Source organism: Halosimplex rarum (genome assembly GCF_047715405.1).
Classification (GTDB): Archaea; Halobacteriota; Halobacteria; order Halobacteriales; family Haloarculaceae; genus Halosimplex; species Halosimplex rarum.
Window position 1 is genome coordinate 1,305,330 of the sequence record NZ_CP180412.1, and the last position, 20,341, is coordinate 1,325,670.

Sequence of the window (20,341 nt, forward strand, 5' to 3'; positions counted from 1 at the left end):
TAGGTCGCTACGATGGTCAACCGGCTACACACGGGCATCGACGTCCTCGACCGGAAGCTCGGGGGCGGGATCCCGGAGGGAAGCATCGTCGCCCTCAGCGCACAGCCGGCCAGCCAGGCGGAGCTGTTCCTCTACGAACTCACAGCCACGCGCGGCACGCTGTACCTCTCGCTGGACCGCACCGCCCAGTCGGTCACCTCCAGCATCGAGCAGTCGCCGGCGACCACCGGCGATCCGACGGTCCGGCACATCTCCGGCGAGGCACCGCTAGACAACGCCGGCAAGCTCGTCAGCGCCCTCCCCGAGACCTCCAACCTCATCGTCGACCCGCTCGACGTCCTCGAAGCCCAGGAGCCCCCGTCGCGGTTTCGTTCGTTCATGAACGACCTCCAGAACCACATCGTCAACACCGGCAGCCTCGGCATCGTCCACTGTCTCGACGGCCGGTCGGTGCCGCCCCTCCGCGACACCACCGAGCACTTCGCCGACGTCATCTTCCAGCTCGAGACCACGACGACCAACGACGAAGTGGAGAACCGACTCGCCATCCCCAAGTTCCGCGGCGGCCGCGCCCCGACCGACATCATCAAACTCGACCTCGTCGAGCAGGTCTCCATCGACACCAGCCGCGATATCGCCTAACCATCTTTTTCCCGGCCGGGTTTCCTCGCGCGCCTGCGGCGCGCTGCGGGAACCCGACCGGCAAAAACATGGGTGAAAAAGGCCGGAACCTCGCTCCGCTCGGTTCCGGTGAATCGCGCTCGCTCCGCTCGCGCGAATGCTCAGCACAGCTCAGAGACTGACCAATCGCGGTGGCGCGCGCTGTCGCGGGTTTCATCCCGCGACAGCAGTCGCGCGAGGGATGACCGAGGGAGCGCAGTGACCGAGGGAATCGGTTGGGGAGGCGTGAGGTGCTGGGCGGTGGCTGTCCTGGCGGACTGAAAGGGCGAGGCGGGCTCGTGGCGCCCCGGCGACGCAAGCACCGCAGCGGAGCGAGGAGCGCAGCGAGCCGCGGCGCCACGAGCCCGCCGAGGGCTTTCATCGCGTGCTGTCAGTCACGGTCGATCCCGATCCACTTTCATTCCCCACTCATCCACCGATCCCTCACAACGCCACACTCTCACCCGCTGTTCTCGCACCGCTCGTACACCGGTTCGAACAGGTCGGGATTGTAGACGTCGTCCGGAAGGCCGTCGAACCACTTCGCATCGGTAATCTCCTCGCCGTCGAGCCCGAACTCCTCGCCCAGTTCGACAGATTCGGCGACCGCCTCGAAGACGACCAGCGTCCAGCCGATCGTCTCGCCCGTCTCTTCGTTCACGAACGAGAACTCGTCCACTCCGCGGGGAGCGATGGGGTCGATATCGACGCCGGTCTCCTCCCGGAGCTCCCTGGTGGCGCCCTCGGCGAGCGATTCGTCCGGCTTGAGCGCGCCGCCCGGACAGATCCAGCCGTCCGCCCACGGCTGTTCGATGAGCAGGACGCGCCCGTCGTCGTCGAACGCGAACGCGGTGACCACCCACCCGGCCGTCACCGCCTCGGACTCGGCGGCGTCCGCGAAGTCGTCCGGCGGGAGGGGCGCGCTGCTCTCGGAGACGTAGAGGTCGTCGTTCCGCTCGCGCGGATCCGTCACCTGCATACGGGGGCGTTGCCGGGGATCCGACAAATACGTTCGCGTTTGGTGACAGGAGGGGGCGCGACGCGGGCAGTTGCCACGGTCGAGATGCCAACACGCCTAAACGTACCTATCCCGATAGAGGGGGTATGCCCGCGAACCGCTATCAGCCCCTCCTCAAGTTGGTCCACAGCCGCGCCGGCGACGCGTTCCGGGGCGCGATCCGGTACGGCGCCGACGACTGGTCCGTCCTCTACCTCCGTGACGACGTCGCGACCGAGCGCCTCCGCGACTCGATGGAAACCATCGTCGGCCGGGCCCGGGCGGCAGCACCGATCGTCCCCCAGGAGGCGTACGACCGCATCGGCGAGACCCAGGCGACCGTCGAACTCCACGACCGCGCCGCCTTGCTCCACTTCCGCGAGGCGCCGACCGACGGCATCGTCGTCTCGCTCGACCGCGACGTGGCCAAGGGTCTCGGCCAGTTCGTCAACAGCTGTAACGCGGTGCTTGACGAGCGCGGAGAGCCCGACGGCTCGAACGGCTGAGAACCGCCGAAAACGGAACGACTTACTCCTCGGCGCCTTCGAGTTCCTCGACGATCTCTTCGGCGTCGATGTCCTCGTCCTCGAGGGCTTCTTCGAGTTCCGCACCGCCGCCGCCCATGCCGCCCATCATACCGCCCATGCCGCCCATCATGCCCATGCCGCCGCCCAGTTCCTCCTGGACGATGATGCGGTCGATGTCGAGCAGGTTGGTCAGCTGCTGAGCGATCTGCTGTTTGCCCATCATCCACTGCTGGTTCATCGTCAGCTGGGGCGTCGCCTCGATGTAGAGCGTCTCCTTCTCGACCTCGACGGTCTCGTACTCGGGTTCGCTCTCCTCGTCCTCGTCCTCGTCCTCGTCGTCGTCCTCGTCGGACTCGACGAGCTGCTCTTCCTCGACCGTGTCAGTCTCGAACCAGACTTCGAGATCCATGTCGAGGAAGACGTCGAGGAGCGCGCCGGCGCGCGCTTCGCGGTCGGTGACCTCGTCGAGGACCTCCCACTCGTACTCGATGTCCTCGCCGGCGAGGGGGTGGTTGAAGTCGACGCGGGCGCGGCCGCCGATGATCGTGTTGATGTGCCCGTGCTCGCCGTCGATGTCGACGTGCGCGCCGGGATACCGGTCGTCCTCGGGGATCCGGTCGGCGCTGATCGTCCGGACTTCGTCGTCGTCGAACTCGCCGAAGGCCTCCTCGGCGTCGACGGTCACGGTGCCGGTATCGCCGACCTCGCTGCCGACGATGTCCTCTTCGACGGCCCCGAAGACGTGGCCCTCGCCGAGGACGATTGTGCGCGGGGAGAACTCCTGGTCCTCGCCGACGCCCTCTTCTTCCGCGACCTCGGGGTCGGTCGTGTCGACCAGATCGTCGCCCTCGACGGTGCGCGCGGTGTAGTCGAGTTCGATGAAGTCGCCGTTCTGGAGACCGGTGGTCTCCTCGGCCGCTTCGCTCTCGGCTTCGTCGGCTGCGTCCTGCTCGGCCTCGTCGGCCTCGGACTCGTTACTCATACGATCACGGACTGGCGTTGCACTCTTAAGAACAACGTTTCGGGCCCGGCTCACTCGCCGACGGACGAGCGGAACTCCGGAACCCCTCCCACGCCGAGGTCGACCTCGAAGAGCGCGCCCGCGCCGTCGCCCTCCTCGTCGCGAGTGCCGGCCGCCCCTTCACCGGGACCGAGCGCCGTCGTGACGTACGCCGTCTCGCAGTCGGGGCCGCCGAAAGTGACCGCCGACACCTTCTTCGCCGGGAACTCCACGCGGCGCTCCTCCGTCCCGTCGGGCGCGTAGCGAGCGATCCGGCCGCCGTCCCAGAACGCCGACCAGACGTGGCCGTCGGCGTCGACGGTCATCCCGTCCGGGAAACCGGAGACGGCGCTCGCGTCGACGACCGTCTCGCGGTCCGAGAGGTCACCGGTCGCCCGGTCGTACCGGTACCGATAGATCGCCTCCGCCTCGGTCTCGGTGAAGTACAGTCCCTCACGGTCGGGCGTGAACCCCATTCCGTTGGGGATCTGCACGTCGGTCTCGAGCGTCGTCAGCGACCCGTCGGTGTCGAGTCGATAGAGGCGCCCGCCCTCCTCGGCGGTCGGCATCGTCCCGCAGTAGACGCGCCCCTCCGGGTCGGCGATGACGTCGTTGAAGCGCGACTCGCGCTCCTCCGGGATCTCGTCGACGACCGGGTCGCCGAGTCCCGAGTCGCGACTCCACGGCAGGATCGTCCCGCGGTCGCAGAACAGGAGCAGGTCGCCGGACTCCTGGATCGTGTAGCCCCCGATCTTGCCGTCGTACTCGAGGACGCGCTCGTATTCGCCGACGCCGGCCTCGCCCGTGGCGCTCCCGCCCTCGTACCGGAACAGGTCGCCCGCCGGGATGTCCAGCCAGTAGAGGGCCTCCTCGTCGGGGTGATAGATCGGGCCTTCGCCCGTGTGGCAGTGCGTGTCGGCGATGCGGCGGATCTCGTCGTCGCTGTCGGAGCGGCTCATCACGACGCACCTCCCGCTGCCGACTCCAAAAGTCCGCGCATGTATCCGATCGCGAACAGCCGGCCTTTGGTGTGATAGCCGGGATTGGAGTTGTCCTCGCCGGCCATCGTGGGCACGTGGTCGGGGCGCATCGGCCCGTCGAAGCCGACGTCGACGAACGCGTCCATCGCGGCCTGCATGTCGGTGGGGCCGTCGTCGTGCCACGTCTCGACGAAGCGGTCGGCGTCGCCCTCCACGTCGCGGAAGTGCGCGAAGTTGATCTTCTCGCCGAAGTGGTGGACGGTCTCGGGCACGTCGACGCCCATCGCGGTGAAGTTGCCCTGGCAGAACGTCACGCCGTTGTATTCGCTGTCGTAGATGTCGAGGATGCGGTCGTAGTTCTCGACGCTGTTGGCGATCCGGGGAATCCCGCGGACTTCGTCGCGCGGGGGGTCGTCGGGGTGCAGTCCGAGTTTCACGCCCGCTTCCTCGGCTACTGGGACGACTGCTTCCAGGAAGTACTCGATGGCCTCCCACAACTGGTCGCGGGTCACGTCGGCGGCGTCGGCCGCGGGGCCGCCGCTGTTTTTCGCGTTGTCGTAGCCCGTCGTGAGCGACCCCCCGCGGGATTCGACGTGGGCTTCCGTCCGGGCCCATCGCACGCCCGCCATCCAGTCGTAACAGACCACGGGGATGTCGAGTGCGCCGCAGTCCCGAACGAACTGTTTGAACTCGGCGATGTCCTCGTCGCGGCCGTCCAGGCCCAGGCGGATGCGGTCGGTCAGCGGAACGCTCCCTTCGATGACCGAGAAGGTCAGACCGGCGTCTTCCAGCCAGTTTTTCGTCCCGAGGAGGTCGTCGTACGACCAGCGGGTCTTGCCGTCGCCGACCTCCAGGGGGTGGATCACGGCGTCGGTCACGCCCATCTGCGTGGCGAGTTGCCAGCGCTCGTCAGGCTGGCGGGGAAGTACCAGCGATAACTGAACCATAGTCGACAGTTGCGCGCGACTCCGTTATCGGCGTTCCGATCGCGGAAACGTCCGCGGGAGCGACCGCCTACTCGTTCGTCTTGCCGGACTCACAGATGTTGCCGGTCACCCACACTTCGTTGTCCTCGGTGAGTTCGATCCCGATCCCGATCCTGTTGATCTCGGGGTAGTTGAGCACTTCCTTGTGGACGTAGTTCGAGGTCCACTCCTCGAAGATGTCGCGGGCGACTGCCGTCTCGTTCTCGTGGTACACCGTCTCGCCGCCGTCCTGGTAGTTGCGGCCGGCATAGGTCCTGTGGAGAACCTCGAACTGGTAGGCGTCGTTCTTCGGATGGACGATGTACTGGGCGTCCTGCTTCTTGAACTTGCAGCGCTCGGCGAGGTCGAAGGCCTCGTACCGCTGGCCGACCGTGAGGCCGTGCGACTCGTGGACCAGCTCGTCCTTCTCGGACATGGCGACGCTGTGGTTCGTCGCCATCCGGTCGATCTGGGTCACGAGGCTCCCGTTCGCGTTCGTGAACGGCTGGAGGCCCTTCCGCTCGCGCCAGTCGTTCAGCATCCGACGGAGTTCGGTCTCGATCTTCTCCTCGCTGAAGCGACGGGGTAGCTTCGCCGTCCGCGTCGGGACGTCCGTGGGCGTCGGCGCGACGGTCGGCGTCCCCGTCGGCGTCGGAACAGACGTGGGCGTCAGCGTCGGGAACGCCGTGCCCGCAGGCGTCGCCGTTCCGTTCGCGTCCGTCCCCGTCGTGCCAGTCGCGGGTGCCTGTGTCGGTGTCGCCGCCGATCCGCCTCCGCCGTCGGTGTCGCCCGAACCGTCAGATCCGTCCGCGCCCGTGTCGTCTCCGCCGCCACCGCCGCCGCCGAGCAGCATGGCTCCCGCGACTCCCCCGACGAGAACGACGCCGACGGCGACTGCGACGACGACCACCACCTTCCGGTCGACCATGTGTTCCCGGAACCGGACTCGGGACTTAAATCTTGGCAATATCTCAGTTCTCATCGACAGGTCCGCTGTGGTCGGTCGCGACGTGACCGCAGGATGACCTGACGGCGGGATGACGGTCCCCGCCGACCGGGCGCCACCCAGGCGGAATCCATCGCGGCCAGCATCGGGTCCAACCTGGACCCGCTACGAGCGGAGCGAATCCGCACCCGGGAACAGCGGGCTTTTGCCGCCGACGCGCGTCCGCCCGGCCATGTACGAGGTCGAAGTCAAGGTCCGGGCGGACCACGCCGCCGCCGAGGCCGCGCTGGAGCGGGCGGGCGCGACGCGCGTCGACGCGGTCGTGCAGGAAGACACCTACTACGACGCGCCCCACAGGGACTTCGCGGAGACCGACGAGGCGCTCCGGATCCGCCGGGAGTGGGAGCCCGAGGCGGCCGGCGACGGCGTCGATACCGACTCAGACGGACAGGGAGGATCGCCGGCGACGACGCGGATCACCTACAAGGGGCCGCTGCTGGAGGCGGAGTCGAAGTCCCGAGAAGAGCACGAGACCGCCGTCCTGGACGCCGACGCCGCGGTCGGCATCTTCGACGGCCTCGGGTTCGAACCGGCGGCGACCGTTCGCAAGGAGCGGGACCACTACCGCCTGGACGGCTACACGGTGACGCTGGACCGCGTCGACGGCCTCGACGAGTTCGTCGAGGTCGAGACCGAGACGGACGACGACAGCATCGAAGCGGCGCGAGACGGCGCGCTGGCCGTCCTCGACTCGCTCGGCCTCGATCCGGACGCCCAGATCCGGACATCGTACCTCGGGCTGTTGCTCGAAGCGGATGCACAGCAGTAATGGAAACGACCGTTCTGGTTTCCGCAAGTTATACGAGTAGGGGTGTCCAACCCGGACGTAATGACGAACAGGAACGTCAACGTCCAACCGGCGGCGGGGCGCGCCGTCGAGGACCAGGCAGTGGAGATCGTGGAGCGGAAAGGGTTGGGGCATCCGGACTCGATCTGCGACGGTATCGCCGAGAGCGTCTCCCAGGCGCTGGCACAGACCTATCTCGACCGGGTGGGGACGGTGCTGCACTACAACACCGACGAGACGCAGCTCGTGGCAGGCGACGCCGCGCCCGCCTTCGGCGGCGGCGAGGTCCAGGAGCCCATCTACCTGCTCATCGTCGGCCGCGCGACCAAGGAGTACGAGGGGACGAAGATCCCCGCCGAAACTATCGCGCTCGAAGCGGCTCGCGAGTATCTGGAGGAGAACTTCCCGCACCTCGACGTCGGCACAGACGTCGTGGTGGACGTGCGCCTCGGGGAAGGGAGCGGCGATCTCCAGACCGTCTTCGGCGAGGAGGGGTCCGTCCCGATGGCCAACGACACGAGCTACGGCGTCGGCCACGCGCCGCTCACGGAGACCGAGCAGATCGTCCTCAACGTGGAGCGCCGGCTCAACGGCGAGTACAGCGACGACAACCCGGTCGTCGGCCAGGACATCAAGGTCATGGGCAAACGCGAGGGCGACCAGATCGACGTGACCGTCGCCGTGGCCGCCGTCGACGAGTACGTCGCCAATCTCGACGAGTACCGCGACGCGGTCGCCGCGATCGGCGAGTACGCCGAGGAGGTCGCTCGCGAGTACACCGACCGCGAGGTGACCGTCCACGTCAACACCGCCGACGACTACGACGACGGCGCCATCTACCTCACGACGACCGGCACGTCCGCCGAGCAGGGCGACGACGGCTCCGTCGGCCGCGGGAACCGCGCGAACGGCCTCATCACTCCGAACCGGCCGATGAGCATGGAGGCCACCAGCGGCAAGAACCCCGTCAACCACATCGGGAAGATCTACAACCTCCTCTCGACGGAGATCGCCCAGTCGGTCGTCGCCGATGTCGACGGCATCCGCCAGCTCCAGATCCGCCTGCTGAGCCAGATCGGCAGCCCCATCGACGAGCCCCACGTCGCCGACGCCACCATCGTCACGGAAGACGGCGTCTCTGTGTCTGACATCGAGGACGAGGTCGAGGCCGCTATCGACGCGGAACTCGCCGACGTCACCGACATCACCCGCCGCGTCATCGACGGCGAACTCTCCACGTTCTGATCGGGCTGCCGTCCTTTTTCTCTCACTGGCTCGGCCGGCCAGCGGCCGCGCCCGCTGACGAAGCCTGTTTATACGTCCGGTCGGCAACTGGTAGCCATGCAGCCGCCCGGCGCCGACGTGGTCGTGGTCCGCCACGGCGAGATCGGCACCAAGAGCAACCACGTCGGCAAGAAGATGGAGCGCCAGCTCCGCGAGAACCTCGCGGCGATGTTAGCCGATCGGGGCGTCGAGGGCGAGGTCGAACAGCGCCGCCTCCGCCTGCTCGTCCACACCGACGACCCCGAGGGCGCGACCGCCGCGGCCGCGGACACCTTCGGCGTCGTCTCCGCCAGCCCAGCTAGCCGCGTCGAACCCACTGTCGACGCCATCAGTGAGGGGCTGCGCGGGGCCGCCCGCGAGCACTACGACGGCGGGACCTTTGCCGTCTCAGCCCGCCGCGCCGGCGAGGAGTCGGCGCATCCTTTCTCCAGCACGGACATCGAGCGCGAGGGCGGCAGCGCGATCTGGGAAGCCGCCGAAGCGGGGGAGGTCGAGCCCGAGGTCGACCTCGACGACCCCGAGACGGAGTTTTTCGTCGACTGCCGAGCCGAGGAGGCGTTCCTCTTTCTCGAAAAACGGCCGGGTCCCGGTGGGCTCCCGCTGGGGACGCAGGACCCGATGATCGCGTTGATGAGCGGCGGCATCGACTCGCCGGTCGCCGCGTGGGAGGTGATGAAACGCGGCGCGCCGGTGATCCCGCTGTACGTCGCGCTCGGCGACTACGGCGGTGTCGACAACCAGGCGCGGGCGCTCTCGACGACCGAAACGCTGGCGAGTTACGCGCCGGACCGCGACATGCGTCTCCGGATCGCGCCGGCTGGTGACGCGGTCGCGGCAGTCGCCGACGCGGTCGAAGTGGGGCGGATGGTCGTCCTCCGCCGGTTCATGTTCATGGTCGCGGAAGCGGTCGCCGAGGAGGTCGGCGCCGTCGGTATCGTGACCGGCGAGTCGATCGGCCAGAAGTCGAGCCAGACGACCGCGAACCTCGCGGTGACGAGCGCGGCCGTCGACCTGCCCGTCCACCGCCCGCTCGTGACCGTCGACAAGACGGAGATCACCCAGCGGGCCGACGCCATCGGGACGTTCCACGAGTCGACGATCCCGGCCGGCTGCGACCGGCTCGCGCCCGATTATCCCGAGACGCGGGCGCGACTGGACGACATCGAGGACAGGGAGCCCGACGGCCTCCGCGAGCGAGCGGGGGCGGTCGCCGCGGAGGTCGAACCGGTCGCCGAGTCGGCGGCGAGCGATCCCGGGGAAGGCGAAACCGCTTAGGGGCGCCCGGTTCACCTCACCACCATGACGCGGGTGTGTCTGGTCGGTTCCGACGACGTGAACCTCCGCTACGAGTTGCTCTCCCGCGAGACGGCCCGCGACGCGCTCGCGACCTACGACCTGCGCGAACCGTTCGAGAACGCGGTCGGCCTCGAAACCGTGAGCCTCGGTGCCGCGGTCGCGCTCCTGAACGACCTCAACTGGTACCTCGTCCGCTTCGTCGACGAGGCGATGGTCCTCGAACCGAGCGTCAGCGACGACGAGTGGCTCTCTCGCGACCTCGCGGCGGCCATCCGCGACGACGATGTCGGTCCAGAGGAGGCCGCCCGCTTCCTCAAGATCTACGGCCTCGAATCGCCCGCCGAAGCGGAAGAGTCCGCCCCGGACGGCAAACCCGGTGAATCGTCGGCGGGCGGCCAACCAGGGGATACGTCCTCGGGCGCCGCATCTCCGGGCGGCCGAGCGGACGGCGGCCCCTCGTCGGGGGACTCGGAAGCGGGCGCGGACGCCGCGGACGGCCCCGCCTCACGCAGCCGGCGCGGCGACGAACCGAAGCGACTCGTCGAACCGATGTTCGTGACGCGGACCGGCGACGCCCTGCCCGAGTACGACCTGCGCGACGTCGAAGCGACGGTCGTCGAACGAGTCACCGAATCGGAGTTCGGGGCCTGAACCGGCCCGGATCCCGAGACCGGGGCCCGCACCCGTCGGGTGCCGCCAGCAGTTTTATGCGACTTTGTGACACACACCTCTAGCGTGTCATCTCTCCGATCGGTCGCCGGGATGGCGGTGGTGCTCGTCCTCGCGAGCGTCGTTCCGGGACTGGTCGGTGGGGCGGTCGTCGGAGGTCCCAGCGCGAGCGGCGGCGGGGCCGTCGCCGGTGACGGTCTACCGTCGTCGGTCGGTAGCGCCGGTGCCGCAGGGGCCGCAGGGACCGTCAGAACCGCCGGCGACGACAACGAGAGCGCGGCAACGGTCGTCCAGACCGTCACCTACCGCCGGATTCCGAACGCGACGGGGACGATAAGCGCGACCCATCGCTATCGCGTCAGGGGGAACGTGTCGGCGCTCGTCGTCTACGGCTACAACGACGCGGAGGTGACCGGCGCGACCGGGTTCACCGAGCGAGCGAACGGTCGGTGGCTGTGGAACGGGACGACGGCGCGACCGAACCTGACGCTACGGGTCAGCGTCAACCGATCCAGCCGTCACTTCGACGGGCTGCGCTGGGTCGACGTGGGGAACTGGTCGCTCGCCAACCCGCGCACCGAGTTCGCCTACCGCGACGAGAACCGGAGCCGTTGGGTGTACTCCTGGGAGGAGACGCCGCTTATCGACCAGCGAACGCGCGTCGGGCCCGAGGGCAGCGGGTTCGCCGGTCCGTCGGTCGTCTATCTCGGCCAGTACGAATCTCACAGGACCAACGCGACGAAGCAGACGATCCGGTTGATACGCCCGGCGAGCGCCGAACTCGCCGGCTCTCCCGAAGACGTCCTCGACGCGCTGGGCGCGGTGTCAAACCAGCTCCGCGTCGGCGCGCGCGACGAGGTCGTGAACGCGTTCGCCGGCCCCTCACCGCTGCGCTACGGGGGGACGGCAGCGACCGGTGCCGCCGGCCGGCAGGACTTCTGGGCGTCGGCGCGCGCCGAGGCGGGGACGCCTCCCAGCATCTGGATCCACGAGTACGTCCACACCCGCCAGTCGTTCGCCCTCGGCTCCGACATGACGTGGTTCCGCGAGGCGAGTGCGAGTTACTACGCGGCCGTCTGCTCGCTACGGACGCCTACCGACCGGCCGGGGTCGTTCGACCGGTTCGTCGACACCCTTCGAACCGACGACGGCGCGAACGCGACGCTGGCCGACCAATCGTCGTGGTCGTCGACCTACGTCCCCTACGCGAAGGGCGCGCGCGTCCTCGCCGCGCTCGATGGTCGGATCCGCAACGCGAGCGGCGGCGACCGGACGCTCCAGGACGTCTTCCGGCGGCTCAACCGCCACGACGGACTGGTGACCTACGACGTGTTCGCCGGCGTGGTCGGCAACGTCAGCGGCGAGTCACAGCGCGAGTGGCTCGACGACCACGTCCGCGACGGCGAGCAGGCGACGCCCCCCGAGTCGCCGTACGCGTACACTGTCCCCGGCGGCGAGTACGACGCCGACGGCGACGGCGTGACTGCCGCCGCGGAGCGACGCAACGGAACTCATCCCTTCGTCGCCGACACCGACGGCGACGGCGTCGACGACGGGACCGAGTCGCGCCTCGGGAGCGATCCGACCGACCCGTACTCGACGCCATCCGTCGTCAACGCGACGGTCGGCGCGTCGACGGCCGGGGACGCACCAACCGGGTCGTAGCTCTCGGGCGCGACGCGCACGGCCGGCGCGGTGGTGACCGAACGGCGAGCGGAACGGCGCTTTCAAGGCGCCGTCGCTCGCTCCTTCGAGTATGACCACCGTCGCCGTGTTCGTTCGGCCGCCGGAGTCGGGGACAGTCCTGCGGAACTGCGTCGACGCCGGAGCCGTGACCGCCGCGGAGGCGACCGACCTCTACGCCGCGATGGCCCGCGACGTCTGCGCCGCCGTCGAAGCCAGCGGCGCGGAACTGCTCGTCAATTACCGGCCGGTCAACGCCGACGACCCGACGGCCCCGGAGGAGGACGAAGACGCACTGGAGGCCGTCCGGGACGTCGTCGACGACGCGCTCGCGGACCCGGGGAGCGCTCGGTACGAGGTGCAGGTCGGGTCCAGTTACTCCGCTCGCGTCGGGAACACGGTCACCCACCTGCTCGAACGCGAGGAAGTCAAAAGCGCCGCGGTCGTGCGGCCGACGGCGGCCCTGCTCGAACGCCGCCACGTCGATAGCGCGGCGATGAAGCTCCGTCAGTCGGAGGTCGTCCTCGGGCCGGCCACGGACGGGAAGCTCTCCTACGCGGCGTTCACCGAGGCCGTCGACTTCGAGGACGCGTTCACCCCGCCCGAGGTGGAGACGGTGACCGACCGCGCACGCGACGCGGGACTGGACGTGGACTTCGTCGAGATGCTGCCCGTCGCCGAGACCGCGGGCGGATTCGCGACTCTCATCTCGCAGATCCGGGCGCGCCAGCGCGCCGAGCTACGGGTTCCGCCGCGGACGAGCGCCGTCCTGGACGAGCTCGGCTTGCGCGCGGACGCGGTCGACGACCGCCTGGCCGTCGGTCGAGACTGAGCAATCGACAGGTCTTAGAGTGGACGAGCGATAGGCCAGAACGCGGTGGGATAGCGAAGTGGCCTAACGCGCCTGCCTTGAGAGCAGGTGTCTTCACGGACTCGATTTCCTGCGGAAATCAGCGATTTCGGACCTTCTACCACCATCTTAGTTTACCCGTAGGGATAAAACAGGCGGTTCGGTAAGACAATACAATTACCAACAGGATTGAGAAAATCCGCGATTTCACTGATAGAGAGATATTGATGAGCCAGTTCTGATGTATTGAAATTAGACTATTTCCTGATTTCCTCACCGACCAACTATTGGAACTAATCCCTATCTTCAATGTCTGGGTTTCTCAACGATAGGTCCCTTTCGAAATTTCGAGCCTACACCGAAGAAACTCGATAAGGGCGCGGACGACCCATCATACCGCTCCGGTGTTGTTCTACTGAATCCGTCTCCACCAGAGGAGCATCTCCGGCAACGACCGGAAGTACTACTCGCTGGAACGTGCTCGCGAGGTGCTGGGATACGACCCCCAGGACAACTCCGCAGAGTGGGACGCCGACGAGAAAGTCGCCGAAGGCAGCTAAGGCCGTTAGAGAAAACCGGGATTAGCCCGGCTTCTCGCCATCCGCTTTCGTAGTCATACACGGCGTATCGGTGGGTGGTCGCCATCTGGTGGTTCACTCGTAGTCTGTTCCTGAAGGGTTCTAGTTCTTTCGATAGTTTGGATTCTCTTGATGCAAAGCTACTAGAATTTGCTCAGGTATTCAGCGCGCCATCCCTTTGAGTGGCCTTGCATAAGCAAGCAACCGGCAAAGTGACTTTATTCATTGAACTTCCAGGTTATTATATGTCTGATGAAATTGGAAAGGCGATTTTCGTTGGGGCAGTGGGCCTCGCGGTTATCTGTGTCCTTGCTGTTGCCGTACTTGGTGGCGATGTAAGCCAAATGGTTGAGGCTGCGAATGGAATTATTATCTTTGGATTCTTTATAGCAATTGTAGTTATTTTCGCTGGAGCAGTAGTAAACGCTGTAAGCTAATTTAAGAAAGTTGCCAGACGATTTATAAACTACTTCATACCGCTACCATCTTTGCTCAATAAATGGAAGAAGTTCTGCCTCTTCTCGGTCATTAATGTCATCAACGGAAAAGTCTGGTCCAGACAAGTCCCGTAGAATTTTGAGCGAGGATTCCTTATATATGTCCTCATACTTATGCTCAAATGATGAATTTCCTTTCGAGCCATTTTCTTGTGCGCTTAATACAGCTAGATTACCTAATCTGTCTTTGTTGCGGTCGTGGTTTGATAGTTTATTTCCTGCCTCGGCATTCCTTGGTACAAGGTGTTCTACTTGGAAGTTCTCTCGGAACTCATGATAGGGGGAAAGAGATAGTAAACCAGATTGCCCCCTCAGAGAGCGCTCATACTCATACATGATGTATTTGACCACCTCATTATTCCTTACACCCCCCCATCCAGACGTATAGTGCCCATTCAGTATATCTCGCTCACGCAGATACCCAGAGATAACATCTTCCATAGGGGCTATCCGTTCTCTCTTTTCCTCAAGCCGTTTGATGCATTTCTTTATACCCAGTTCTTTTGATTTATGTCCAATATAACGGTTCGATTCTGAATTGAATATCTCTTCTACTTTTGAGGGTTCTATATCCGACCAATATATATCATTAGCAATTGATGATAGCGCACTTTTGTATCCCTGCGCCCCATGTGTCATTACCAAACTAAATCTAAATACAAGCTTTTCTAATTCTGAAACGACATCTGCGAACTCCTCTGAAACAACGTCGAATTTTTCAGCTACAGAAATAAGTAAGGGGGCTGTCGCACTTTGAACTGCTGGGTGCATATATATTAGTTGAATCTTCTGTATTGTGTCTTCCATCAGAATATCTTCTGATTCACCAATCATATTAGAATACTCACTTGCAAACTTCTTTCTATCCGTGAGATACGGATATCGTTCCGAGAACCTCTCTAATGAATTTATATAGGGGGTAATGAACAGCTCGTAGTCTTCTCGTTGGACACTGGCATAATCATCTAAATCAGAGAGACGTCTGTGTATCTCTGATGGACCCGCTCGCTTAGCACGGGAGTCTGACCTTTCGCTGGTAAATACGGCCCAGTGAATACGAATTAGGTCATCAACTTCAGCATCCGAAAACCCGTCATGTATTGTGATATTCTCTATAATATTATTAAATTTATTGTATATGTTTTCTGAATCCATTCTTGGGGATTGAGATGCGCAGTATACAAGGTGGCTCCGCACTTTGTCGTGTAAGCTCAGTCCCCTGCCCCTATTGTTTATCACCTTGAACATCCGCGCCGCTTCGTCAACATCCTCAACAATTTTAACATTCACTTCAAACCGCTGGGTTAGAATCTTTACAACATTGTTTAGGAATTTATAATAGGAGGAATATCCAGAGTTATTTTGGTTGAACTTTTCGTTTTTCCATTCCTGTAATTTTGAGCTTGCTACCTCTTTAGCCTGGAGGACTTTTCTTTCTGCCTCAACAAGCTCTGAGCTTTCCAGATATGATTGGGCTTGACAACTGCCTAATATAACATCATCGTACGCCTCTTTTGCTAATCCGCCGAGACTAATCCTCTCTATACCCTTGTATTCGATGTATTTCTCTTCAATGTCGTTACTCCTTTGTCTAATCTTTTCCTCAATCTCGTCCCCAATATCGTCTTTAGATGCAATAGCCTCCATCTCATCAACAATGGCAGATATGACTATAGAAACCGTGGCCAATCTTTGTTGGCCGTCTACAATCCCAAAGACGTCATAATCTTCGAAGTCAGTCGGTTCAACGGAGCCTCTTTCTTCAAATACGATAGTTCCAAAATAATGGTCGAGCTTTTCGCTCTTATGTGTCGATTTGTTTTGCTCGTAAACAAAGTCAATATCTTCGAGAAGGTCATTCACATTAGATTCGTCCCATGCATAATCTCGCTGATAGTTCGGAATTACAAAATAGGATTGGCTGAAAATCGACGAGAGCGAAAAGTTGTCGTCAGGGTTACCATCCATGTCAGGAACAAATGATTGGGTGTGATAATTATTCTTTGGGTATCTACTTAGTAGTTGAATAGTGCCTGGAGAGCATATATGTCAACCACGCACGTTCTGATAAGTAGATAGCTAGTATTTCGCCTTAGAAGTATGGCTTCACGCGAAAGTCGCTTAGCGAAATTTCTCACCGAGAAGGCGGCAGTATCCCAGACTAAGAAATATCGCCGCGATAACACCAAGACTACCTATCAGACGGGCAAAACCTATCTCCAGTCTTTGAACTCTACGCGGAAATACTGGTCTATCTCGCATCTATCAAGGACATCGGCACCATACCGAAGGAACTCGATAAGGTCCGCAGTCTCTTCAATCCGATACTCTTCACTGAGAGCGCGCTCAAGGCCCGATGCAAAGTCTCGACCTTCGCCAGCAGAATAGAACACAGACTCGCCCCGGCAGGCGACCATGATGCCCCCTTTCTCAAGTACAGCGTTCAGAGACGTAGATGGGTCCGCTATCTGGGACTGTAGTATGAGCTCGTGGAGCAAGGTCAAGTGAGGAGTATCGTCCCATAGCGGTGAGTTCGCAGGTTCGTAACCGATAAGGGCGCGCCGCACCCGCAAGCGGTCTCGGTCTTACCGTCACCAATGAGGTCGGCAATTAGATGAAATGCCTTGGCTTGCTTCTGAAGAATGAAATGTAGTGTAACGGTGAATCGACATTGATACAATTAAATTCGTACAGTGACGACCTCTATCTCACGATATAATCACCTTTGCTATGAGCGGCGCATCGGGGGCCTTGAAGGGGAACTATTCGTAGATGTTTGATGGAAGGTTGTTACATTGGATGACCCCACCTCCATCTTATAATTGGTAACCTTGGTTATCTGCTAATATGGCTTTTGCCGGATTTTTTAGAGTCTCTCAGTGTCATCCGTGACTCAGAGAGGATAGCTATGTCCATCCCACCATTGGCCTCATAACCACCATATAGAATACTAATTCTCTATAATGACAGAGATATTATTCAAACCGGTACCGGTTACATCTGTTCGGCCTTCACTTCAAAACTGCCAGATGCTCTATGGGAAAAACACTCTCAATTTTCAATTTTCCTTAATACCACCACAGCCCGCCGTGAGGGGATTTCGTAGTTTTATGAAGGGTAGAGTCACAAAAGAGAATCAAATGCGACACCGCGGCTAAGAGGCTGCTTAAAATTGAATTTGAACCACAACCATCGCAGAAATCTATACCGGGACCCGGACTACACTATTTTTCTTTGCGTTAGAGACCACGTGGTCGAGACGGATAAACATTCTATTCACAGCGTCAGAGAAGGGATAACCTGCACAGCATTGATTTGAGGGTGTAGGACTTACAGTAAGTACCCTGCAGTATTAGACTCGGCCGGCCTTATCGAGGTTTAATACCGCAAAGTTTGATACTGCTATACTACAGCAGCTGTGCTGTATGCTGTAGCGGCCCGGCACCTTATCGAGGTTAAACTTGGCTGAGGTAAATACAACAAAGAGTATACTATATATACTATAACAGCACAGCTACCGCAGCGCACACGCGAGGCGGTCCCTGTGGATTCATCCAATTTTAATTCGAGATGTGTACTGTTGGCAGTCTATGCAGACGCAGAGCACGACATTGAGAACCGGAGAATCGGAGAGTTTGATTGGGTATCGGAAGCTCGTTCTCAACATTGTCTTCCCATCTCTCAACTTAATAACAGACACACAACAATAGAATACGCAGAAGTATATGGTTTGAATATATTATTGGTATATGGTATATTATGGGGTCGAAAGCAGGGTGCTGTTACTAAACTCAGTAGGACATATATCCCTTGTTCCGGACCAAGAATATCGAGACCCCGGCCCTTCCCGATGTGAAGCCAGCTATCGGCATGCGGCTGCTTGGCATATTCCTCGTAGCTCGCTCCTACGGTGCATTCCAAGCGGTCGCGGCTACGGGCCTTATCGAGGTAAAACGTCAACAGCCTTCGTAGGGAAGTAACTTCAAACGAATTAGTGAGGCCGTCCTATTAGATTGTATGCTGAAAGGGTGACTGAGCACCTACCACTCAGCCTGACTCCTCATTATCTCTCTGCCCAATCATGTTCTGTAGGAAAGTCAGAATTGACCCGAATAGCGTCCCAAGAACAAATGTGAATGCATCGCCGCTGAGAGCATCACTATATGTCATCCATGCGGCGATACCAATTACAATTAGAAAAGTTCCAGCGGCGGTTAAAACAATTCGCTGTTGATGTTTGAAGTAACTCTGCTTTCTTTCGTTTTCGACCCGTTTATTTTCTCTCGACTGTTCAAAATATTCCCGAATCAGATTGGTTACATCTTCCAGATTTTCGATTAGAGTGTTCCAATCAACTTGTTCATCTGTCGCTTGGCTCACTTGTGCTGCTCTTTGGCTTGTTGTATCCCCCGTATCGCTTTCGCCCTTGGCGGTCTCGACGTCATCAAACAACTCTTCCACCGATTCTTGCGGTTCAGAGTCCTCCTCATTGTCCGTGGGGTCACTCATCGGCTCACCTGTTAAGACTAATAGAATATACATCTGATGCACGACAATTATACGAAGTAGAAGTTTCTGTTCGGCTTTTCAGAATAGTAAGCTCAAAGAAATTCTATCCTATACGGTCCAGCGCATCTCTCCTATCTCCGACTGGCGCTTGGTCATATTTCATAGTTGTCTCCTCTCGGCGATGTCGCAGTTGCGATTGAGCGGCCGCAAGGCCTTCTTCACGCGCCATGTAGGTTCCAGTTGAGTGACGGATGGCATACCACGAAAAGTCGCGCTCGATGCTTGCTATCTCCCTCAGATTGTTCAGTAGAACACGAAGTGACTTTCCGGAGTAGGGATTTCCATGGCGTGTCAACCATAACTGGTCCGTATCATCATACTTGGCGTACATCTCTCGCTCATCAAGCCAATGAGCAAGGTACTCCGTTGTCTCTTGAGTAAGGCTCACAGTCCAATTATCGGCGTTCTTTGATGACTCATCTTCTGGAATCCGAAGAGCGGCGTTCTCGACGTCTACCCAGTAAGTCTTTGCACGCCCGACTTCCACAGGCCGAAGTCCTGCGTCCAGTGACGCATTGACGATACTCACGTATTTGAAACCATTCGCACGGTCCCAGTCGTCTTTCCCTACGTCATTCATCGGCTTTCCAAACCGGCTTGCAAGGTGTCGCTTCCACTCTTGGCGCTTATCAGGGTCTAATCCTGCGTAAGCTGGAACACTCCCATATTCGAGGACCGCTTCACGGAGCGCCTTCCGCTCATCGTCGGACACGAAGTCCTTCGGTTGAGAAACCCTTGATTTAGATGGGATAGTGATGTCAGGGTCCCACTCGTCCCCAGCGAACCGAAAGTACGCTTTCAGTGCCAGCTTAGTATTGTCCAGATGGCTCGATGAGTAGTCTTCGTCGCTAAGAATCTGACCTCGTAGATATTGTTCGGCGTGTTCCTGCGTGAGATTCAGCGTGAATCGGTCTTGGTCTGTCCATACGTAGCGGTGGAATTGGTCAATTAGGGTCGAATAGGTATTACAGGTATCGTAGGCATAGCCGGCCAGCTTATCGGGGTCTTTCCCTTGTCGTGCGAGCCATTTGATTAGCTTTTCACGGTGACTTCGATATGTAACGCGCTGGCGCTCGTTGAGAAATTCTTCAGTTGGCTCGCAAATGAGAACGATACCTTCAACTTTCTCCCGCTCATTCATCGTAACACGCCCCAAGTCGTGCGATATCGGTAGTTTCGGGCCGGTTCAATCGGGATGGAATGGAACTACGGTGTTTCATCGTTGGTTGGCCAGAAGGTCCAAAATCGCATGACGGCGCGGGGCTGTCCGTGCTGCGTATGGTGGGATAGCGAAGTGGCCTAACGCGCCTGCCTTGAGAGCAGGTGTCTTCACGGACTCAGGGGTTCAAATCCCCTTCCCACCGCTTTCTGTCGCGAACAGTTCGGCGAGCACCGCGGAGCGTGTACTCGCCAGCGTGAGCGACGAAACCGGCGCGGGGATCCGACGGAGACGGTCCCGGTCACTCCCGTTCGTCCTGTAACTCTCGGATCGCGTCTTCCTGTTCCTTCCGGGCGATACCGCCGCTCTCGGCGTGGCGACCGGTGTACTGCGAATCGGGGATCGCCGACCAGACGGAACCGCCGTCACCTCCCCGGGTCCGCGTGAACAAGACCGCGCAGATCGCCAGGTAGAGGAGCACCGCGGCGGCGAGACTGGGGAGGTAACCGCTCTCGACGAGGCCCAGTCCCTCGACGACGAGATCGAGGAGAGCAGCGACGCCAGCGACGAATGCGCCGCCGATCAGGAGGAACACGAACGCGACGTGTACCCAGCGGGGGACCGAAAGGTCGACCGTTCGCGGCATATCCCGGGGTTCGCGACGGCGGGAAAAAGGTCTTCTGTCTGACTACTCCCGACCGTTCAGAGTGACGTGCGAACTGGGTGGTTGATTTCGGTGGACGAGTGGTGAAGGGACGTGGATCCGGAGCCCGTATGAGGTAGCAGACTCTCCTGAATCCGGATCGTTTCGCTCGTCGGGACGTCGGGAACCGC

General features: G+C 60.9%; 19 protein-coding genes, 2 tRNA genes and 1 pseudogene. 12 read left to right on the forward strand and 10 right to left on the reverse strand.

The annotated features are described in order from the left end of the window. Positions 1 to 12 precede the first annotated feature (12 nt). Positions 13 to 642, forward strand: coding sequence for an RAD55 family ATPase (locus ACMGFH_RS06350; RefSeq protein ID WP_274323675.1), 630 nt, complete (start codon positions 13 to 15; stop codon positions 640 to 642). A gap of 478 nt (positions 643 to 1,120) precedes the next feature. On the opposite strand, the gene ACMGFH_RS06355 is transcribed toward ACMGFH_RS06350, so the two are convergent. After that, positions 1,121 to 1,639, reverse strand: a complete 519-nt coding sequence (locus ACMGFH_RS06355) for an NUDIX hydrolase (RefSeq protein ID WP_415382011.1) — start codon at positions 1,637 to 1,639, stop codon at positions 1,121 to 1,123. Positions 1,640 to 1,764: 125 nt separating this feature from the next. Between ACMGFH_RS06355 and ACMGFH_RS06360 the strand changes: the two genes are divergently transcribed. After that, positions 1,765 to 2,163 (forward strand): hypothetical protein, encoded by a 399-nt coding sequence (locus tag ACMGFH_RS06360; protein ID WP_415382012.1) that lies wholly within the window; start codon positions 1,765 to 1,767, stop codon positions 2,161 to 2,163. Between the two features lie 22 nt (positions 2,164 to 2,185). On the opposite strand, the gene ACMGFH_RS06365 is transcribed toward ACMGFH_RS06360, so the two are convergent. From ACMGFH_RS06365 to ACMGFH_RS06380, 4 genes are all read right to left on the reverse strand, one after another. Continuing rightward, positions 2,186 to 3,166, reverse strand: a complete 981-nt coding sequence (locus ACMGFH_RS06365) for an FKBP-type peptidyl-prolyl cis-trans isomerase (RefSeq protein WP_415382013.1) — start codon at positions 3,164 to 3,166, stop codon at positions 2,186 to 2,188. A gap of 50 nt (positions 3,167 to 3,216) precedes the next feature. Next, complete coding sequence (locus tag ACMGFH_RS06370; RefSeq protein ID WP_415382014.1) at positions 3,217 to 4,143, reverse strand: SMP-30/gluconolactonase/LRE family protein; 927 nt, start codon at positions 4,141 to 4,143, stop codon at positions 3,217 to 3,219. After that, positions 4,143 to 5,111 carry a mannonate dehydratase gene (locus ACMGFH_RS06375; protein WP_415382015.1) on the reverse strand — a complete coding sequence of 323 codons (969 nt, stop codon included), beginning with the start codon at positions 5,109 to 5,111 and terminating at the stop codon, positions 4,143 to 4,145. Before ACMGFH_RS06375 ends, ACMGFH_RS06370 begins: the two co-directional genes overlap by 1 nt. Before the next feature lie 67 nt (positions 5,112 to 5,178). Beyond that, complete coding sequence (locus ACMGFH_RS06380) at positions 5,179 to 6,057, reverse strand: hypothetical protein (RefSeq protein ID WP_415382016.1); 879 nt, start codon at positions 6,055 to 6,057, stop codon at positions 5,179 to 5,181. 250 nt (positions 6,058 to 6,307) lie between these two features. On the opposite strand from ACMGFH_RS06380, the gene cyaB reads away from it, so the two are divergent. The 9 genes and pseudogenes from cyaB to ACMGFH_RS06425 all read left to right on the forward strand — a co-directional run bounded on the left by cyaB (position 6,308) and on the right by ACMGFH_RS06425 (position 13,719). Then, positions 6,308 to 6,904: a class IV adenylate cyclase gene (gene cyaB / locus ACMGFH_RS06385; RefSeq protein WP_415382017.1), complete on the forward strand. Its 597-nt coding sequence runs from the start codon at positions 6,308 to 6,310 to the stop codon at positions 6,902 to 6,904. 60 nt (positions 6,905 to 6,964) lie between these two features. Next, positions 6,965 to 8,167: a methionine adenosyltransferase gene (locus tag ACMGFH_RS06390; RefSeq protein ID WP_415382018.1), complete on the forward strand. Its 1,203-nt coding sequence runs from the start codon at positions 6,965 to 6,967 to the stop codon at positions 8,165 to 8,167. 96 nt (positions 8,168 to 8,263) lie between these two features. Then, a complete protein-coding gene (locus ACMGFH_RS06395; protein ID WP_415382019.1) occupies positions 8,264 to 9,481 on the forward strand; it encodes a tRNA sulfurtransferase in 1,218 nt (405 codons plus the stop codon). A 24-nt stretch (positions 9,482 to 9,505) separates the two neighbouring features. Beyond that, positions 9,506 to 10,153: a DUF5804 family protein gene (locus ACMGFH_RS06400; RefSeq protein WP_415382020.1), complete on the forward strand. Its 648-nt coding sequence runs from the start codon at positions 9,506 to 9,508 to the stop codon at positions 10,151 to 10,153. Positions 10,154 to 10,237: 84 nt separating this feature from the next. Continuing rightward, complete coding sequence (locus tag ACMGFH_RS06405) at positions 10,238 to 11,836, forward strand: hypothetical protein (protein WP_415382021.1); 1,599 nt, start codon at positions 10,238 to 10,240, stop codon at positions 11,834 to 11,836. Positions 11,837 to 11,927: 91 nt separating this feature from the next. Further along, the gene (locus tag ACMGFH_RS06410; RefSeq protein ID WP_415382023.1) at positions 11,928 to 12,686 is read left to right on the forward strand and encodes a hypothetical protein; all 759 of its coding nucleotides are present in this window, start codon (positions 11,928 to 11,930) and stop codon (positions 12,684 to 12,686) included. Positions 12,687 to 12,730: 44 nt separating this feature from the next. Then, a tRNA-Ser gene (locus tag ACMGFH_RS06415) sits at positions 12,731 to 12,831 on the forward strand. Positions 12,832 to 13,144: 313 nt separating this feature from the next. Continuing rightward, positions 13,145 to 13,264: pseudogene (locus tag ACMGFH_RS06420) on the forward strand (NAD(P)-dependent oxidoreductase); the annotation flags it as partial. A 263-nt stretch (positions 13,265 to 13,527) separates the two neighbouring features. Beyond that, positions 13,528 to 13,719 carry a hypothetical protein gene (locus tag ACMGFH_RS06425; protein ID WP_415382024.1) on the forward strand — a complete coding sequence of 64 codons (192 nt, stop codon included), beginning with the start codon at positions 13,528 to 13,530 and terminating at the stop codon, positions 13,717 to 13,719. Positions 13,720 to 13,761: 42 nt separating this feature from the next. Here ACMGFH_RS06425 and ACMGFH_RS06430 read toward each other — a convergent pair whose 3' ends face one another. The 4 genes from ACMGFH_RS06430 to ACMGFH_RS06445 all read right to left on the reverse strand — a co-directional run bounded on the left by ACMGFH_RS06430 (position 13,762) and on the right by ACMGFH_RS06445 (position 19,489). Further along, positions 13,762 to 15,747, reverse strand: coding sequence for a DUF262 domain-containing protein (locus tag ACMGFH_RS06430; protein WP_415382025.1), 1,986 nt, complete (start codon positions 15,745 to 15,747; stop codon positions 13,762 to 13,764). A 245-nt stretch (positions 15,748 to 15,992) separates the two neighbouring features. Then, on the reverse strand, positions 15,993 to 16,283 hold the full coding sequence (locus ACMGFH_RS06435; protein ID WP_415382026.1) for a hypothetical protein: 291 nt from the start codon (positions 16,281 to 16,283) through the stop codon (positions 15,993 to 15,995). A gap of 1,543 nt (positions 16,284 to 17,826) precedes the next feature. Beyond that, entirely contained in the window at positions 17,827 to 18,288 is a 462-nt protein-coding gene (locus ACMGFH_RS06440) for a hypothetical protein (protein ID WP_415382027.1), read from the reverse strand. A gap of 103 nt (positions 18,289 to 18,391) precedes the next feature. Beyond that, entirely contained in the window at positions 18,392 to 19,489 is a 1,098-nt protein-coding gene (locus ACMGFH_RS06445) for a tyrosine-type recombinase/integrase (RefSeq protein ID WP_415382028.1), read from the reverse strand. Between the two features lie 139 nt (positions 19,490 to 19,628). Between ACMGFH_RS06445 and ACMGFH_RS06450 the strand changes: the two genes are divergently transcribed. Next, positions 19,629 to 19,712 (forward strand) — tRNA-Ser (locus tag ACMGFH_RS06450). Between the two features lie 96 nt (positions 19,713 to 19,808). Here the strand turns inward: ACMGFH_RS06450 and ACMGFH_RS06455 are convergent. Then, on the reverse strand, positions 19,809 to 20,153 hold the full coding sequence (locus tag ACMGFH_RS06455; protein WP_415382030.1) for a hypothetical protein: 345 nt from the start codon (positions 20,151 to 20,153) through the stop codon (positions 19,809 to 19,811). Positions 20,154 to 20,341 lie beyond the last annotated feature (188 nt).

Coding starts and splice junctions, on each gene's coding strand:
- ACMGFH_RS06350 (WP_274323675.1), top strand. CDS start 13: ATGGTCAACCGGCTACACACGGGCATCGACGTCCTCGACCGGAAGCTC.
- ACMGFH_RS06355 (WP_415382011.1), bottom strand. CDS start 1,639: ATGCAGGTGACGGATCCGCGCGAGCGGAACGACGACCTCTACGTCTCC.
- ACMGFH_RS06360 (WP_415382012.1), top strand. CDS start 1,765: ATGCCCGCGAACCGCTATCAGCCCCTCCTCAAGTTGGTCCACAGCCGC.
- ACMGFH_RS06365 (WP_415382013.1), bottom strand. CDS start 3,166: ATGAGTAACGAGTCCGAGGCCGACGAGGCCGAGCAGGACGCAGCCGAC.
- ACMGFH_RS06370 (WP_415382014.1), bottom strand. CDS start 4,143: ATGAGCCGCTCCGACAGCGACGACGAGATCCGCCGCATCGCCGACACG.
- ACMGFH_RS06375 (WP_415382015.1), bottom strand. CDS start 5,111: ATGGTTCAGTTATCGCTGGTACTTCCCCGCCAGCCTGACGAGCGCTGG.
- ACMGFH_RS06380 (WP_415382016.1), bottom strand. CDS start 6,057: ATGGTCGACCGGAAGGTGGTGGTCGTCGTCGCAGTCGCCGTCGGCGTC.
- cyaB (WP_415382017.1), top strand. CDS start 6,308: ATGTACGAGGTCGAAGTCAAGGTCCGGGCGGACCACGCCGCCGCCGAG.
- ACMGFH_RS06390 (WP_415382018.1), top strand. CDS start 6,965: ATGACGAACAGGAACGTCAACGTCCAACCGGCGGCGGGGCGCGCCGTC.
- ACMGFH_RS06395 (WP_415382019.1), top strand. CDS start 8,264: ATGCAGCCGCCCGGCGCCGACGTGGTCGTGGTCCGCCACGGCGAGATC.
- ACMGFH_RS06400 (WP_415382020.1), top strand. CDS start 9,506: ATGACGCGGGTGTGTCTGGTCGGTTCCGACGACGTGAACCTCCGCTAC.
- ACMGFH_RS06410 (WP_415382023.1), top strand. CDS start 11,928: ATGACCACCGTCGCCGTGTTCGTTCGGCCGCCGGAGTCGGGGACAGTC.
- ACMGFH_RS06425 (WP_415382024.1), top strand. CDS start 13,528: ATGTCTGATGAAATTGGAAAGGCGATTTTCGTTGGGGCAGTGGGCCTC.
- ACMGFH_RS06430 (WP_415382025.1), bottom strand. CDS start 15,747: ATGGATGGTAACCCTGACGACAACTTTTCGCTCTCGTCGATTTTCAGC.
- ACMGFH_RS06440 (WP_415382027.1), bottom strand. CDS start 18,288: ATGAGTGACCCCACGGACAATGAGGAGGACTCTGAACCGCAAGAATCG.
- ACMGFH_RS06445 (WP_415382028.1), bottom strand. CDS start 19,489: ATGAATGAGCGGGAGAAAGTTGAAGGTATCGTTCTCATTTGCGAGCCA.
- ACMGFH_RS06455 (WP_415382030.1), bottom strand. CDS start 20,153: ATGCCGCGAACGGTCGACCTTTCGGTCCCCCGCTGGGTACACGTCGCG.